Raw genomic sequence first — 15,702 nt, 5'->3', positions numbered from 1 at the left:
AGCTGTTAAAATGTAACATTCAGTCCGAACAGGATCGTTCTTGCTTTCGGATAGCTCAGGTAATCTATACCGAGCGATGTTGTGCCGGCAGAAGAGGAAGTAAACGTAGAACGGTCTGTATTTACTTCCGGATCGTAGCCGGTATATTTCGTGATCACAAACAGGTTCTGCCCTGTAACTGACAGGCGAAGCGCTGATATCCAACGATCGAGGCCGAATTTTGAAGGGCTGAAATTATAGCCAAGTGTCAGGTTGTTCAAACGGAGGAACGCACCGTTCTCCAGGTAGCGTGATGATACTGGCTTAGGGTTTGTTACACTTTCAGTCGGATACTGCACAGCTTCCGGTGTGGTGTTCACCCCATTGGCAATGTTGTTCTTATAGAAGTTTGCGTTGGCGGTGTTGTTGAATATTTTGTTGCCCGATACACCGTTGAAGTTAGCGGTAAGATCAAATCCTTTAAAGCCGACACCTGCGTTGAAGTTATAGAGCACGGTAGGCAGCGCGCTTCCCAGTTTCACACGGTCTTTATCGGTTATGTTTCCATCACCATCCAGATCCGTATAAACAGCATTGCCGGATTCATCGATACCGATAAACTGGCGCATGAAGAATGTACCAATAGGCGACCCGTTAATATAGCCGTTTACAGTGGTTCCGGTAATACCTGAACCCACTGCAGTTCCGGATGCAATTACAGAGTAAGGTGATCCGGTAACTTTGTTGTGAATAAAGGTTGCATTACCTCCTACATTAAAGGAGAATGTATTAGCACCTCTATACTGGTAGTGAAGGGCAACTTCCAGACCTTTGTTCTTGATCTTCATATTCTTCACATTCGTCCAGGTAGTAGATGCAGGCTGGATCGGGTCAGCAGGAAAAACTTCCAGTAGTATATTGCTTGATACCTTATCGAAATAATCTACCGAACCAGTAAGCGCTCCTCCCAGGAAACCAAAGTCGATCCCTACGTTTGTCTGTGTAGAAACCTCCCATTGCAGATTCGGGTTGGCAAGACGCACATACGTTGTACCGGCAGGGTATACATTGGAGTTATCCAACGGATAAGTTGAACCAGCGGCGATCTGTGATGTAAACAGTGCCTGGGTATATTTAGGAGGAATCTCCTGGTTACCGGTACGCCCCCATCCAGCGCGCACCTTCAGATTGCTTACCGGCAGGCTCTTCATGAAGTCTTCTTCGGTAAGTCTCCAGCCCAATGAGAATGACGGGAATGTACCATACTTGTTATTGGCACCGAACTTCGAAGAACCATCGGCACGAACCGTAGCGGTTAACAGGTATTTATCTTTGAAAGCATAGTTTACTCTTCCGAAGAAAGATTGCAGCTCATTTTTTACGGCAGTACCGGTAGGCTTATTATTGGTAAGCGTCAGATCCTGACCGAGGCCGGGATTATAGCGAGGATCGATATTCGATATAGCAAATTTGTTAATACTATAGGAACGTTCCTGTATAAAGAACTTCTGATAAGAATGACCTGCCAATACGGAGAAGTTATGATCTCCTTGGGTTGCCGTATAGGTAAGGTAGTTCTCAATCAGGTTATTGTTATTGTATTTATAGTTGGTGATCAGATAACCATCCTGTGCAGGAATAAGGCTTGGGAATGATACCTGGTCGCGTACCGAATTGGAGTTATCGATACCGTAATTCAATTTATACACCAGGCCCTTCACAATCTCGAAGGATGGCGATATATTTCCAACAATACGCGTGATCGTGGTAACGTCTTCCCAAAGCTGTAAAGCACGCAGCGGGTTCAAACCGTTGGCATATTTATAGGGTGCTCCGGTAGAATCGTAAGCCGGCAAGGTAGGATTCGCCGTAAGTGCAGAACCTAATATAGTAATAGAGGCACCGTTGTTACCTTCTGAAGGGGGACGTGTGTTTGTAGTGCTCGATGCGCTCAGGTTCAGATCAACGGACAGACGATCATTCAGTAATTTTTGCGTTACGTTGATACGACCGTTATAGCGCTTCATGTTGCTGTTCTTGATGATACCATCCTGGTTCATCATACCCAGCGAAGCATAGTACGAAAGCTTATCAGCACCACCGCTCAAAGCAATGTTATGATTTTTTGTGATCGCTGTGCGACTGATCTCTTTTTGCCAATCTGTATTCGCACCGCCATCAACCAGTGTACCACCCAGTGAAGTAACTTGCTTGCGATATTCATCCGCTGAAAATACATCAATCGGCCGGGCCATCTTCGAGATACCCACGCTTCCGGAATACGTAACGCTGGAACGACCTGACTTTCCACGCTTGGTAGTGATCAACACAACACCGTTTGCACCACGCGAACCATATATAGCCGTAGCAGATGCATCTTTCAACACATCAACAGACTCTATATCCTGCGGGTTAATAAAGTTAAGCGGGTTAGTGGAACCGCCCGTTGATGAGTTGTCGAGCGCAAGTCCGTCTACAACGAATAAAGGTGTACTACCAGTACGCACGCCCCCGGGACCACGAATGGTAATGGCCAGCGTGCCCCCCGGTTCACCGCTGGCAGATGTAACGTTTACACCGGCTACTTTACCTTGCACCAGTTGCTCTGGTGAATTAATGATACCGCGGTTAAATTCTTCACTCTTTACAGAGGTCATGGCACCGGTAACATCTTTTTTCTCCTGTGTACCGTACCCTACCACAATCACTTCTGAAAGTGTAGAGGCATCGCCCGCCATCTGTACATTAATTTCAGTTTGTGTGCCCACCACAATGTTTTGTGATATCATGCCCACAAAGCTGTATACGAGCACAGCCTGACCGGATGAAAGACGAAGGCTATAGCGACCGTCTGCATCCGTAACAGCACCATTGGTAGTGCCTTTCTCCAATACGTTTACACCGGGCAGTGGAGCGCCCGTATCGTCTGTTACTTTACCCGTAACCATAACGGCCTGGATAGACGCAGAAACGGCAGATGCCAGAACCTGTGTAGATATAGCCCCGGCCAGCAATATGCATAACATTATAACGAAAAATCTTTTAAGCCCCTTCGGGAGAAGATTTTTTCGTTCATGGTCAAGATAGATTTTGTGCATAGGCAGTTTGTTTATAGTGTTAAAATGAGTTAGGTTACTTTATCAAAAATAGTAAAGAAGCCTGCTGAATTTTGGCGCCAAATAAATACTTGAAAATGGCGTACGGTAATTTAAATTGTTACGGTTGTATTAAGGTTCAACCCGGCAATAATCAGCATTATCTGCCCATAACATCGCCCTTTGTGCTGGCACATCTATACCCGGAAACCTATCTATACAGCCTGTGATTTTTTACCATGCTCAAGGTCGTGGCGACAATACCGGACATTGCTGTGCTTCACTCCGGTATCGATTTCATGCAGGGCTGGCGAAGATCCGCACAATTCAATCGCTTCCAACAAAACATTCGTGATATCTCCCTTACACTGTCGGATTCCGTTAGCGGTAACACCACGCTATCAGCAAATATATCTTTTCAAATACACAGAAAAGTGTCTAATCATGTGTCTGGCGGTTCATAACATTGAGATAAAGTTAAGGAAATACTGCGTTATACTTTTATAGGTTGATCAATTATCCTGACGGTGAGAATCAGTACTTTACCACTTCTTTTCCGCTGTATAGCGGCATGATTTGTCCATGTTCTGCAAATGCAGAACACACAACGCACACCGATCAATATAGTAATAATCGACAGTCCTGCTCACGCTGCGCCAAGCTATCCCATTCACCGGTGCTTTTGGCACGAACTAATACATGGTATATATATGGTCGAAAAAAAATCGCCAGGTATCTGAAAGACTCCTTACCGCTGGCACTACTTTTAATAATGATGTGCTGAGGCAGTAAGACAAATGAATAAGCTTTTGACAACTTAAAATAACGTTACCATGGCAAATCCGATAATTACCCATAAATACACCGCTGACCCCACAGTAATCGTAGTAAATGACGTTGTATATCTGTATACCGGTCACGATAATCCTCCGGATGGAATCGATGACTACGTTATGAATGAGTGGCTTTGCTTTTCATCACCCGACCTGGTGCAGTGGACTGAACATCCTGTGCCTTTGCGGCCCGAATTTTTTTCGTGGGCCAAAGGTGATGCTTATGCATCGAAGGTAATACAACACAACAATAAATACTATTGGTTTGTGGCGACAACTCCCCGAGGTCATGGGGGAAAGGCGATTGGTGTGGCCATAGCAACGTCTCCCCTGGGACCGTTCAAGGATGCGTGCGGATCAGCGCTCATCGACAGTTCAATGATCAGCAAACCTGATAGTGACAACTTCGACCCCAGCGTATTGATCGATAATGGCGAAGCCTATATCTTTTGGGGCAAGCATACATGCTTCTATGCAAAGCTTTCTTCCGATCTCACAAGCATAGAGGGGGAAATCAAAATTGTTTCACTGCCGGATTTTGAAGAAGGTATACACATTCACAAGCATCAGGAATGGTATTATCTCTCATACGGATATGGTTATCCTGAAAAGGTAGCATACGCCATGAGCAAAAGCATTCATGGCCCCTGGGAGTTCAAAGGAATTTTAAATGAGCTTGCCGGCAACTGTATTACCAACAGACCTGCCATTATAGATTTCAAAGAACAGTCTTACTTCTTCTATCACAATGGCGGATTAAAAAACGGGGGTAGTCACAGGCGGTCTGTATGCATCGATTATTTATATTACAATGACGACCGTACAATAAAACGGATAGTAATGACTTCAGAGGGAGTAAAATCTGTTTTATAGAGATCAATGCCAAGGCCAAATATTTCTCTTATGGGCCGGCTTCAGATATAAACCGCCTGCACCGGTAACAATTTGCTTTTCATAGTAAATGCAGGGAACCTGCTATACCACTGGTGGCACAGCTGGTTCCCGCTTTTTTCTAAATCTTTTTCCGAAGTTGACAAAGCTGGATTAACGGATAAAACTATTAACGGCTAACCTGTAATGAATAACTTATTTTTCTGTGCTATTCTGTTCCCTATAGCCATCGGGATGTGGGAAATAAATGCATTGTCCCCACGGATTTCACAGATCATTCGGAATAACCGTTAATATACTATTCCTGATAACAATTAACCTGTAATAAATAACGATTTCCATTCCTGTTACTCAACATATCGCGGAATGTCTGGCATGAACACTTCTGTTATCAGCAGTGGATTACCGGATATAGTAAAGATAGACCTTCGTGCCCAGAGGTTGTTTTGACCGCGCTTTTCAAATGCGGCTTTGTAAAAATTCTGATGCACCAATGCATCGAAAAGAAGCTCATCGTCTTGCGTGAGGCGTTTTACTTCAAATATACTCCTGGTCATGGTGGGGTTATTGTAGAGCATCGTCTCTCCTATTGGGCGGGTACCCAATGCTTCGAGTTCTTTCTTGTTGGCAATGTATGTGCTTTCCGGCATCGTTACGCGGGCATACACCAGCGGATTACCTTTATCACCCAGATAGGTTTCGCGTACATAGCCATCGAGTGAATCGTAGCATTTCAACGCTGCAACCTCATCCGCATACAACGGCTTCACACTTTGATCGGATATTTCTACCTTAAAGTCACGGCATACCCTGCGCAGCGCCTGGCTTAGTACCATTGGCTTGCATAACCATTCGCGAATGGAATCCGGCATGGAAGCGATCAATGTTAAGTTGATCGTCTTCCAGTATGTAGTCTCATAAGCATTTTCATCTTTTACCGGTTTATAGGCGATCATGCCTACACGTTCGCGGCCGTCCATGCGAATGCCTTCCGGAAGAGAGCCTTCTTCTTCTCCAAAATACCTGAGATCCTTTATTATAAAACCGGCTTCCTCAAATGCGACACGCAGATCATCCGCATCAATATGATGTATCTGGTTTGGTAAATGGCTAAATATACCAGGGTGGTCGCTGAACCGCGAAAGATCATCTATATACCCTGCCCAGCGTGTGCCGTGCTGCTTGCGACTTTCATAAAGAGGAATGAACGAGCTTACGTGACTGATATAAGGAGTAAAGGAAACTACGAACACTTCACCGCCCGGAGCAAGCCAATCGTATATTTTGTGCGCACCCAACTCGATCTCTTTACCGGTAAGGAACGGTAACACCTGCGACATATATACTGCTCCAAGTGAACCGGAAGGCATATCAAAATCGGGGAACCGCGCCTTCCTGGTTTCCAGGTGCGGCAGCAACATGGTATCCAGCGATGCACGCAGCGTATCCAGGTGTTTATCCTCTATGTCTACGGCTATAACTTTGGCGCCCGTAAGCACCGCGGGTAATGTGGCTATACCATACGCAGCGCCGATGTCCATAACAGGCCTCGATGATTTGGAGGCAACGTTAATGAACGCTTTTCCAAAAGAGGTAAGTTCGTACGTAAATCCCTTCTTGTTATTAGTCGAAATGGCTTGTTGTTGAATTCTCATAACTATATATCCCCGGGTTAAATTCCGATTTGACTACTACCTGATTTGTAAAAAGATGACAGACCAAGACATGGTCTGTCCGTGAAAGAGAGAGAAATATATCAGCTCAGATTTCTGAACCAATCTTTCGCAGTTTTAAGATCACCAAACATTTGCACCACCATGTTGTCGCCTTTCTTCTCGCTGTTGTCGGCATACTTTTTTACTGACATGTTCCCGAAAACATTATCCGGTAATACAAACGCAACGTGATATATACCCGCCTTCAGTGCACGCGGGTTCCATTCATCGGCTACCCATTTGGTATCCTTATCGGGTTGTACTACATGCTTGCTTGTATCGGCCAGCCAGAGGATTTTGTCATGATCTTGCTTTTTTTCAATGAGATAATCGAGCCCCTTGTTCAAAAAAAACCGGAACTGATCGCTGTTCATAAAACCATTAAACGTTGCAGTAATGCAGGGAACGGACGCATCGTACTCGAGCGTGCCATACTTCTCTTCAAAGAGTTTCATAGAGTGTAGGGAAGATTGGGTTAAAATAAAATAAGTGTTGCAACTGATAAAAATCAGACTGATCTTTTATCAGCGATAGATCAAGATGTTGAATAAATACACGTCACTTTTTAACGATACAACGGAATCATTACACGCAAATGATTTACCACAATTATATACTTCTTTAGTACAATTATACTACTACGCATGGTATAAATATACCATGAGAAATCGATTTCGGGTGCAAAAACCAAATGTATACTTGTTACTAAAAAGTAATTATATAGGTTAAAAGAATCAAAAGTATGCGTATATGGTACACGTTGTATATTTACTCGTTTAATTTATGGCAATGGTCGAAAAAAAATGCACCATTACTTCATATAAAAAGTAAATTTACTTCAATGAACCACGAACCTAACCTACCCTCCGAAACATCGGCATTTACAGCTGACGCCGCACCAGTCGAAAAAATATACCGGTATCCTTCCCTTGCGAAGAGGTATAAAGCTGTTTATTGACACCATGCTCATCCTGGCCGCACTTATGACAGGAATGATCATTACAGAAGAATTTGAACACAGAACTACCATAATGGTATCTCTTGGATGTATTCTTATACTTCGATACGAGCCGATACTCACGGCTTATTCCCGAACGATTGGACAACGAATTATAAAAATCAAAGTTGGCTGCTGTAACGCGCACAAGATAAAGCAGCTGCAAATCGTCATCGGACACATGTTAACTGCTGAAGAGCTCCGCCGATTAAATTACCCATCGTGATTATATAAATAATGAAAGCCCATGCAGCAACTAGCTCATGGGCTTTCATTTTATCATTTTTCATCGGTGCCGCATTCATGTTTATCAATACTGTGGTGCCAGAGGTATTTAGTATGTTTTCTTTTACCACAGAAATCATGAGCCGCTTACATACACTCAACTGCTTTTGGCCCGTCCGTTTTCTTCTCTCCGCATGCGATTCATAGCCTCCTGGGTCGCCTGCAGTTCCTCAAGGTTCTGGCGCAACTCTTCTTCCGTTGCACGCATCTCTTCGGTTTGCCGCTGAGACGCTGAAAGTAATTCCTGCATTTTTTCGGTGGTACGCACACTTTGCAATGCAGACGCTACAAATTCGCCAGCCTTCTCAAGAAATGAGATTTGATGGTCTTCAAATTTTTCGAGGCTCGCTATCTCAATGATGGCTTCTATTTTATCATTGTACTTCATGGGAACAATTACCAGGCAACCGGGAGTTGCTTCGCCCATGCCCGATGTTATATAGGTATATCCTTCCGGTAACTTCGTAAGAAATGTTGTTTCACCCTCCAGATACGCCTGGCCAATAAGTCCTACGCCAATGTCTATTCTGCGCTCTATAAACTTCTTCCTGTCAAACGCATAACAGGCTGCAAGTTCCAGGTATGAATCTGCTCCTTCTTCACGCAATACAAACAGACCACCTTGTTGGGCACCAAAATATCGTGTAAGAAATCGAATAACCTCGTTGGATAATTCTGTTAAGTTACTTTGATGATTGCGAACAATCTCCGAAAATTTAGTGAGACCTTCATTCGTCCATAACCTGCGTTCTTCCTCACGCTTCATCTGCTTTAATTGCTCGCGCATATTGGTGAGTCGCCCGGCAAGGCTTGTTTCATTAAGCGACTCATTAGTATTATTAAGCCCTGCCCATTGAGCAGTATATTTACCTTCTGATATGTTTTCAATAAACTCACTGGCTTGCTGAAGGTTTACAATTGAATTATCAATCACTTGTTCGGGATTGGTAGCTGCAACCGCAGTGCCCGGGTTAAAAATATACTTTCGGTTATTTTCTTCCAGTTTAGCAAGCAACAACAGTCGCTGTTTTTCATCACTTTGTATCTTGTATATAACATACCCGAGTGTAGGCAATCCGATCATCAGAATAAAGGCCTGCAGATACAGATTACTATTTATGGCAGACTCGTATTCTGCATTTGCTTCTACGTTCAGACTATCTTCATTCCTAATGATCTTCATCCCCACATCATCCCATTGCATAAACACCTTTAGTCCTCTGTCTTCCTCCAGCATTTTCTGAAACGTACGCATACTGTCTACCGCCAGAGTGTCCTTCATTTGCATAATAAAGTCGCCGTAATCGTGATAGGTTTTGCGCAACGTTTCCAGCGGAGCGGTATCCTGGTGCTGTTTTTCGAGTACTTTTTTTATAAAATCAAATCTCTTGTCTATCGCTTCTATAGCTGCTTGGGTAGGAGAAAACAGTTCTTCTTTTTTGGTTATGGCATAACCACGTATACCTAAGTCAATACCATGCAGCAGTTCGCTCACCAATCCCCCAACCTGGCCGCGAATCGATTCCGATTCCCGCATAAGGGCACTGTTCTTTATAATTTTGTTTTTGTTGTGATAGATTAGAATTGCATTACCAATGAGTAACATCGACACAATGGCAATTACCACTGCAATACTTCTTTTTTTGATAAATGATAATAATTTCATGGATATTTCCGATTCTGTTATAAACTATGATTCCTCAATTGTTCATTATATTACCTTTCTCTGTCCGGAAAAATCAGGCTCGTATTTCTCAAATACCGGATGTTATATGCCGACAGATTTCAGGCTATATATGATAAAAGTAAAATTCGCAAACACAGAATTATTGAAGGCTGGCTCGGCATCTTTATTACCAATGCATCAAAAAAGAGCGGATATATCCTTTACTCCTTATTTGTTTGCGACCGAGTTGGGAGGGTTGCACGATTTAACATATTATGTTCAATCTTTTTTGCGGTCAAAGATATGAGACGGAAGTCTTGTGACACGGTATGATTTAGTCCGCTAAAAACGGATAATAAGTCCTCGTGGGGGTCTGGAATGTACGGAAAACAGGGGCTATTTAACCCACTGCTGACCGATCGGTAAGTTTTGAAGGTAACAAAATTGTAACATATACTTTATTCAGCCACGAATGGGGATAATTAAATCGTTTGTTTTAAGTTGTCTGAATTATGATACATTTTCATTTTCAGAAGTATAAATACGGGAAGGAGCTGCTGGTAGATTGTTTTAATCTGTCTGAAATTCCAGGGCAGAGTATTTCAATGAAAGAACCACATGCTGCTTCTTTCTATGAAATATTTTTCTTCCTGAAAGGAAGTGGCTCTATGGTATTGGACGGAAAAAAACTCGATTTCAAAAGCCCGGCTATTGTACTGCTTCCACCTGCAAGACCACGACAATGGGTTTTAAAATCTGTTCCCGAATGCATGATGATAATATTTGAAGGGGAATTTATGGAAGCATTCCTGAAAGACCATTTATTTCTGAATCGCCTTTATTTCTTCGGGAATTACGACAGCCCTCCCCTGTTACCGGTAACCAACAAGAACATGCAATATTTTCATGAGCTTTTGCATGCGATCAAAAAAGAAATCAGGAATTTATCCGAAGACAGCCAGCAACTGTTAAGAGCTTATTTATATCAATTGCTAATTGTACTGAATCGTCATTACACGGCCTGCTATAATCTGAAAGGAAATTTATACCGGAATACAGACATACTTAAATTCAAAGAGCTGCTACGGCAGCATATTCGCGAAAAGCAGAAGGTAGCTGAATATGCGGAACTTCTGCGCATGAATCGCAATCGCCTCAATCAGCTCTGCAAGGAAGTATTTGGTAAGGATGCGCACACAATAATACGTGACGAATTATTACAATCGTGTAAAAATGAGCTGTTGCTAACGACTAAAACTATTGCCGAGATAAGCTACGAATATAATTTTTCAGCGCCTTCCAATTTTGTCCGCCTTTTTAAAACACAAACCGGCCTCTCGCCTGCTGCTTACCGCGGGCAGTATGCAAACTGATAACAACGCGTGCATTTTGATAGCGATACCGCACAAGTGCCAGTATAGCTTTGCATCATATTATTATTCTTATGGAAACAAGTAAATATATGATGCCCGACGATTTTACTTCAAGCTATTACCTGGTGAAAGATACGAGCCATGTCAAAGTACACAGTTTTGTCTCGCCAGGTTCCATGTTTGCGAATGCAACACACATTATCGAGCTCCCCACGCAGCTGATCCTTATTGACGGACAGTTTTTTGCACAGTATGCACAGGAATTTAGAAAATTAGCCAATGGGCTCAACAAGCCCATTACACGCTTCTACATCACGCACGATCATCCCGACCATTACCTGGGCATGGGCGATGCCTTTCCGGATGTAACTGTATATGCACTGCCGGAAATCAAAGATGCTATTAACCATCGCGGCAACCATGAGCTTACAGACAAACAACACCATTTTGGAAGCCTTATAGCCACCAGACTCAATTATCCGTCAATCACTGTAGAGCCTGGAGTAGAATGGATCGATGGCGTTCAATTTGTTTTTGAAAGAGTTCTCAACACAGAATCGCCCGTTACGCTCGTTATTAAATTACCCGATCTGGCCATAGCCATTGTACAGGACATTCTGTATCACAACACACATGCATTTATTGCAGCACCTGTTGCTGAATGGGTGGCTGCACTCCAACGCCTGCAACACGAACCATACAACATTTTCCTACCGGGACATGGTATACCGGCCGGCAAGGCCGACATTGATAATGCAATTTCCTATCTTCAAAAGGCTTATGATATTTTTCTGAAAGCAACAACGGAGGAAGCATATAAACAGAGTCTTTTAAAGATATATACCCATTATGCCGGTGCAAAGCTGATTGACATTTATCTCCCTTTACTGTTCCGCAATAAGGAAGTAGCCGCTACACATCCGGACTAAACTTCATTCATAACCCCCACAAGTGTTCTAACGCTATAGCTGTTGTATTGATGGGTGCCCTGCGGCAGAATCAACACAACTTACCTTTCTATTCACATCGAAAAAAATTTTTAACCTATTTATATATGAAAAAAATCATCTTGTCATTTACATTACTCCTGGTTCTGTTCAGAGTCTCTACTTCACAAAATTTACCGAAAGCTTCTGTAGTGCTGGCCGCACAAACTAAAAATTTCAAGATATATACATTTGTGTCGCCCAATGAAATGTTTGCTGTTACCAGTCATGTTATAGAATTGCCGAGTCAGCTGATTGTGGTGGATGGTCAGTTCTTCGCTCCCTATGCACAACAATTAAAATCCTTTACCGATAGCCTGAACAAGCCTATAACAAGGTTCTATATTTCGCATGACCACCCCGACCATTATCTCGGTTTTGGAGATGCATTTCCCCATGTAGAGGTATATGCTTTGAAAGAAACCAAAGAAGGCATTGAAAAAGAAGGGCAAGAGACATTAGTCAAAAGACAACAACAGTTTGGAGCTATTATAGCCCAATCGTTACGTACGCCTTCTCATATACAGAAGGAAGGCAGGGAAACAATAGAAGGCGTAACGTTCCTGTTCGAAAAATCACTAGACAATGAAGCCCAGGTTTCTTTAATCATTAAAATTCCGGAAGCCAAAGCCTATATTGCACAGGATATTGTTTATAATCACACACACCTGTTTATACATGGCCACACAACCGGCTGGCGCAAAGCATTAAAAGATATTCAAAAAGACAGCCAATACACTTTAATACTCCCCGGCCACGGCAAACCGACAGACCGTAGTGTTATTCAGGAGGACTTAAAATATCTGGATGCTGTAGATAAAGCGCTGGCAGAATCAAAATCGAAGCAGGAATATAAATCCAGACTGCAGGCAGCGTATCCTGACTATGCCGGGGTGCAGCTTATGGATATTTACCTGAACTATTACCTAAAGAAAGATTGGGCTGTAAAATAATCTTTGTAATGGCAGTAGCAATACTGCCATTACTTTTTTATTCTGAATCCGTGACATAGCAATTCGGCCAGTGCCCATTTGGCTTCATTACCAACATCCTCTGTCGATATTACAGATGCCAGCGGGAACCGGCTTTATCCCAATCACAGATATCTGGAGGATATAGGCGATTCTATATATCAAAAGTATGCGCTACGATATACAGATATGATTACCAAACGATCTGCCGGTCATCCGACATTGCTCGCGTTTGGTATAGACAATGAATCCGCCGAGGGCAGAAATTCAAGAAGGCAATTGCAGTTATTTTTTACAATAATTCTGTAACCATGAACAAGAACTCCCAAACCGGAGGCAACAATTCCAAACCAGAATGCAAGAACTATAAAACCAGAGACTATAATTCCAAGACAGGATACTATAATTCCCAACAGTAATCTACTTGCCTACTTTGCCGTTTCTTAATACCTCTTCAAATTTGCTAAAGCACATGGCCACCATCTCGAAATTTCTGATACTTGTTCATAATTACACCTCATTCCAATTCTCCTAACATCTTTTCATCTATTATCTCATTGCCATTATTAAGTACGTTAGCATTAAGAAAAATTGCCATATCGAGCAGCTTCCGTAAATGCTCTTGTGTAATAGGCTTTTGAAAAGTTGTACCAATAACACCGAAATCTTTATTAAATGTTATTATTACGTCGTAATACTTTTTCTTGGTACTAAATTCAGCATACACCTTACTCTTGCTATGAGTATCAAGTATACTTTGTCTAAATTCCATTGGTATGGCCTCGAGGTTGTCCAATGTCTTGCGTCCATCAGCGGTGTCTTCAAGCCATGTATAGTAGTCTAAATTTTTATCAATAAATTCAATCCATTTTTCATGGTTTAATTTTTGCTGGACATTCGCTATATAATCAAATTTCTCCTTCGCAATCCAAGGATCTTTTATCTCTCTTAGTTTCATAATCATTTAAGGGAACATTTCACTAAACTGTTGAAATATAGATGAACATGAAGAACAAAGACATAAGTCACTTATGATTTTTACAAAGAAATGAGTTGAGAAGAATCCAACTTTACTATGTCGGATCCAATATTCTTAGACTCTTCCAGAGCTATTCTTTGTAAGATTGGTTGCAAACTCTTGTAAGCATACGAATAGTCTGTAAATGTTATATTAAACACTTTGTTGGCAGCTTCAGTACCATTAGGACCGAACTTAATTGAACTCATTTTTCAAATATTACTTCAACCCTATTTTCAATATCATAAGCGTCTTCAATAAAGTTGACTTTATTAAAACCCTTTTCCGTTGCCCACATTCCTGTGATCGTTCCCAAGGCAGCATCTTGTCTACTTAGCCCTTTCTTAATCCCCTCTTCAAATTTGACTAAATTGAATGATTTAGCGCCATATTCCTCATACAATGTCGCGTCTTTAATCCATTACCGTGTCTTTTTCAATCAACACATTTGCCTGACCGGATGTTTTTATAATGGCTCCAAAAATTAAAACCGCTATTATCAATACCTGTTTCATGGAAGATTTATGTGTCCCCATACATTTAGTACCTAAAACATAATAAGTATATTATTCTTCGGGCTGAAGACCATTTATAAAATCCTCAAAACTCTTGCATATAAAGTCAAACGCCTCTTGGTAGACTCTATCCATCCTAAATAGATAAACTTCTCCATACTTATCCTTTAGCAAGGAAATACAAAACACCCATCCACCAGGATCAAAACCGAATGGTAACCAATTAATTTGAGGTTGTTCGTCATTCACTAAGGCGAGATAATCCTTTATGGTGCGATTTGAATTGCTATCAAGAACAGGCAAGAAATCACAAATAACCACGTCTTCGTGCGGTAATTTATATACTGTTTCATTAAATCTCCCACCATTATACATCAGTATGAAATCAACGTAATTTTTTGGGAATGCTACATCTATTTCTTTCTGAATATTTTCAATCTCTTCCTTAGATAACTTCTGAAAAGTATACACTACGTTTAGATTTTTCATACTCATTTACTTTTAATATCCCGAACCATTAAATGCTTTATATTGTCCTACCGAACCGGTATGTGTCATTCCTATCGCAGTATGTGCATCGCGTTCAACCAATTGCATAGTACACTCACCTGTGGTTGAATTAAAATCGTCCAAGTGATGCCAAGTATAATTAGTCACTTTGCCGTTAATTGTAATTACCGGTGGACTGCTCGTATTTCCGAAGCCAGCCAACTGATTAGACACCTTAAAATCGCTTGTCCTGTTTCCAGTCATCTTAATCTTAACGATATTTTTTTGATTTCCGGTTATGGGGTACAAGTATTTAGAGCCATAAAAATCAGGTGCAAGTAAATTTTTACTTAGGGGAACATCTATGTTAGGATTAGTCGATGGTTTATATGCTGGCTCAAATTTGTAAAGGATATGATCGCCATTTTGTTTTTTTACAACACCGTAAACGGTATTTCTATTGACTCCTTCACATTGCACCAGCAATCGTGCATCTGAGTCTTCAATTACATTCAGAACCGTTTGATTGCTTATTGCACTGTTTAGTTCATCGCATACCTTTTCCTTAGCTGCTACACCTGATAGTCTGGCTCCAGAGTTGTCTACATAACGCAATGATGTTTTACCTAGCCATGACCTTAGTTTTTCTGTGCCTTGCTGTGTTAATTTATTGACTAGACTTGAGGGAACATCAATTTCTGACGCAACTTTTTCACCCAAAGTTATCTTTTTTGTTTTACTAGGGGTGCCACTCATTTCTATTTCTGACTGCACCTCGCCATTTACAATCTTTTGAAACTTGTTCTCTGATTGTATTATACCATCGCTGTATAGATCTACCCATCCATCGCTGGCATACAACGCTCTTGAAGGCAGTTGTTTCGATAAT

The 15,702-nt window shown here is 41.7% G+C and carries 12 protein-coding genes; 4 read left to right on the top strand and 8 right to left on the bottom strand.

What is annotated here, in order from left to right; translation table 11 throughout:
• Positions 1-5: 5 nt before the first annotated feature.
• On the bottom strand, positions 6-3,005 hold the full coding sequence (locus V7Q33_RS11320) for a SusC/RagA family TonB-linked outer membrane protein (RefSeq protein ID WP_333819907.1): 3,000 nt from the start codon (positions 3,003-3,005) through the stop codon (positions 6-8).
• Between the two features lie 902 nt (positions 3,006-3,907).
• Between V7Q33_RS11320 and V7Q33_RS11315 the strand changes: the two genes are divergently transcribed.
• The gene (locus tag V7Q33_RS11315) at positions 3,908-4,780 is read left to right on the top strand and encodes a glycoside hydrolase family 43 protein (RefSeq protein ID WP_331974963.1); all 873 of its coding nucleotides are present in this window, start codon (positions 3,908-3,910) and stop codon (positions 4,778-4,780) included.
• Between the two features lie 365 nt (positions 4,781-5,145).
• Here V7Q33_RS11315 and V7Q33_RS11310 read toward each other — a convergent pair whose 3' ends face one another.
• From V7Q33_RS11310 to V7Q33_RS11300, 3 genes are all read right to left on the bottom strand, one after another.
• Positions 5,146-6,453, bottom strand: a complete 1,308-nt coding sequence (locus V7Q33_RS11310; RefSeq protein ID WP_331974961.1) for a chorismate lyase — start codon at positions 6,451-6,453, stop codon at positions 5,146-5,148.
• 101 nt (positions 6,454-6,554) lie between these two features.
• Positions 6,555-6,968 carry a hypothetical protein gene (locus tag V7Q33_RS11305; RefSeq protein ID WP_331974959.1) on the bottom strand — a complete coding sequence of 138 codons (414 nt, stop codon included), beginning with the start codon at positions 6,966-6,968 and terminating at the stop codon, positions 6,555-6,557.
• A 924-nt stretch (positions 6,969-7,892) separates the two neighbouring features.
• Complete coding sequence (locus V7Q33_RS11300; RefSeq protein WP_331974957.1) at positions 7,893-9,461, bottom strand: GAF domain-containing protein; 1,569 nt, start codon at positions 9,459-9,461, stop codon at positions 7,893-7,895.
• A gap of 512 nt (positions 9,462-9,973) precedes the next feature.
• Here V7Q33_RS11300 and V7Q33_RS11295 point away from each other — a divergent pair.
• The 3 genes from V7Q33_RS11295 to V7Q33_RS11285 all read left to right on the top strand — a co-directional run bounded on the left by V7Q33_RS11295 (position 9,974) and on the right by V7Q33_RS11285 (position 12,773).
• Complete coding sequence (locus V7Q33_RS11295) at positions 9,974-10,834, top strand: AraC family transcriptional regulator (RefSeq protein WP_331974955.1); 861 nt, start codon at positions 9,974-9,976, stop codon at positions 10,832-10,834.
• An 89-nt stretch (positions 10,835-10,923) separates the two neighbouring features.
• A complete protein-coding gene (locus tag V7Q33_RS11290) occupies positions 10,924-11,763 on the top strand; it encodes an MBL fold metallo-hydrolase (protein ID WP_333819906.1) in 840 nt (279 codons plus the stop codon).
• Between the two features lie 125 nt (positions 11,764-11,888).
• Entirely contained in the window at positions 11,889-12,773 is an 885-nt protein-coding gene (locus V7Q33_RS11285) for an MBL fold metallo-hydrolase (protein WP_333819905.1), read from the top strand.
• Between the two features lie 535 nt (positions 12,774-13,308).
• On the opposite strand, the gene V7Q33_RS11280 is transcribed toward V7Q33_RS11285, so the two are convergent.
• The 4 genes from V7Q33_RS11280 to V7Q33_RS11265 all read right to left on the bottom strand — a co-directional run.
• Positions 13,309-13,749, bottom strand: a complete 441-nt coding sequence (locus V7Q33_RS11280) for a hypothetical protein (protein ID WP_333819904.1) — start codon at positions 13,747-13,749, stop codon at positions 13,309-13,311.
• A gap of 265 nt (positions 13,750-14,014) precedes the next feature.
• On the bottom strand, positions 14,015-14,212 hold the full coding sequence (locus V7Q33_RS11275; protein ID WP_333819903.1) for a hypothetical protein: 198 nt from the start codon (positions 14,210-14,212) through the stop codon (positions 14,015-14,017).
• Between the two features lie 163 nt (positions 14,213-14,375).
• The gene (locus V7Q33_RS11270) at positions 14,376-14,813 is read right to left on the bottom strand and encodes an SMI1/KNR4 family protein (protein WP_333819902.1); all 438 of its coding nucleotides are present in this window, start codon (positions 14,811-14,813) and stop codon (positions 14,376-14,378) included.
• Positions 14,814-14,825: 12 nt separating this feature from the next.
• On the bottom strand, positions 14,826-15,702 hold an 877-nt coding region (locus V7Q33_RS11265; protein ID WP_333819901.1), incomplete at its 5' end, for an HNH endonuclease signature motif containing protein.

Source organism: Ohtaekwangia sp. (assembly GCF_036786105.1).
Taxonomy (GTDB): Bacteria; Bacteroidota; Bacteroidia; order Cytophagales; family Cyclobacteriaceae; genus Ohtaekwangia.
Note: the sequence above shows the minus strand (reverse complement) of the source record. Positions and strands in the feature narration are given on the sequence as shown.

Bases quoted from the DNA above. Each gene is read 5' to 3' on its own strand.
- V7Q33_RS11320 (WP_333819907.1), bottom strand. From the start codon at position 3,005: ATGTTATGCATATTGCTGGCCGGGGCTATATCTACACAGGTTCTGGCA.
- V7Q33_RS11315 (WP_331974963.1), top strand. From the start codon at position 3,908: ATGGCAAATCCGATAATTACCCATAAATACACCGCTGACCCCACAGTA.
- V7Q33_RS11310 (WP_331974961.1), bottom strand. From the start codon at position 6,453: ATGAGAATTCAACAACAAGCCATTTCGACTAATAACAAGAAGGGATTT.
- V7Q33_RS11305 (WP_331974959.1), bottom strand. From the start codon at position 6,968: ATGAAACTCTTTGAAGAGAAGTATGGCACGCTCGAGTACGATGCGTCC.
- V7Q33_RS11300 (WP_331974957.1), bottom strand. From the start codon at position 9,461: ATGAAATTATTATCATTTATCAAAAAAAGAAGTATTGCAGTGGTAATT.
- V7Q33_RS11295 (WP_331974955.1), top strand. From the start codon at position 9,974: ATGATACATTTTCATTTTCAGAAGTATAAATACGGGAAGGAGCTGCTG.
- V7Q33_RS11290 (WP_333819906.1), top strand. From the start codon at position 10,924: ATGATGCCCGACGATTTTACTTCAAGCTATTACCTGGTGAAAGATACG.
- V7Q33_RS11285 (WP_333819905.1), top strand. From the start codon at position 11,889: ATGAAAAAAATCATCTTGTCATTTACATTACTCCTGGTTCTGTTCAGA.
- V7Q33_RS11280 (WP_333819904.1), bottom strand. From the start codon at position 13,749: ATGAAACTAAGAGAGATAAAAGATCCTTGGATTGCGAAGGAGAAATTT.
- V7Q33_RS11270 (WP_333819902.1), bottom strand. From the start codon at position 14,813: ATGAAAAATCTAAACGTAGTGTATACTTTTCAGAAGTTATCTAAGGAA.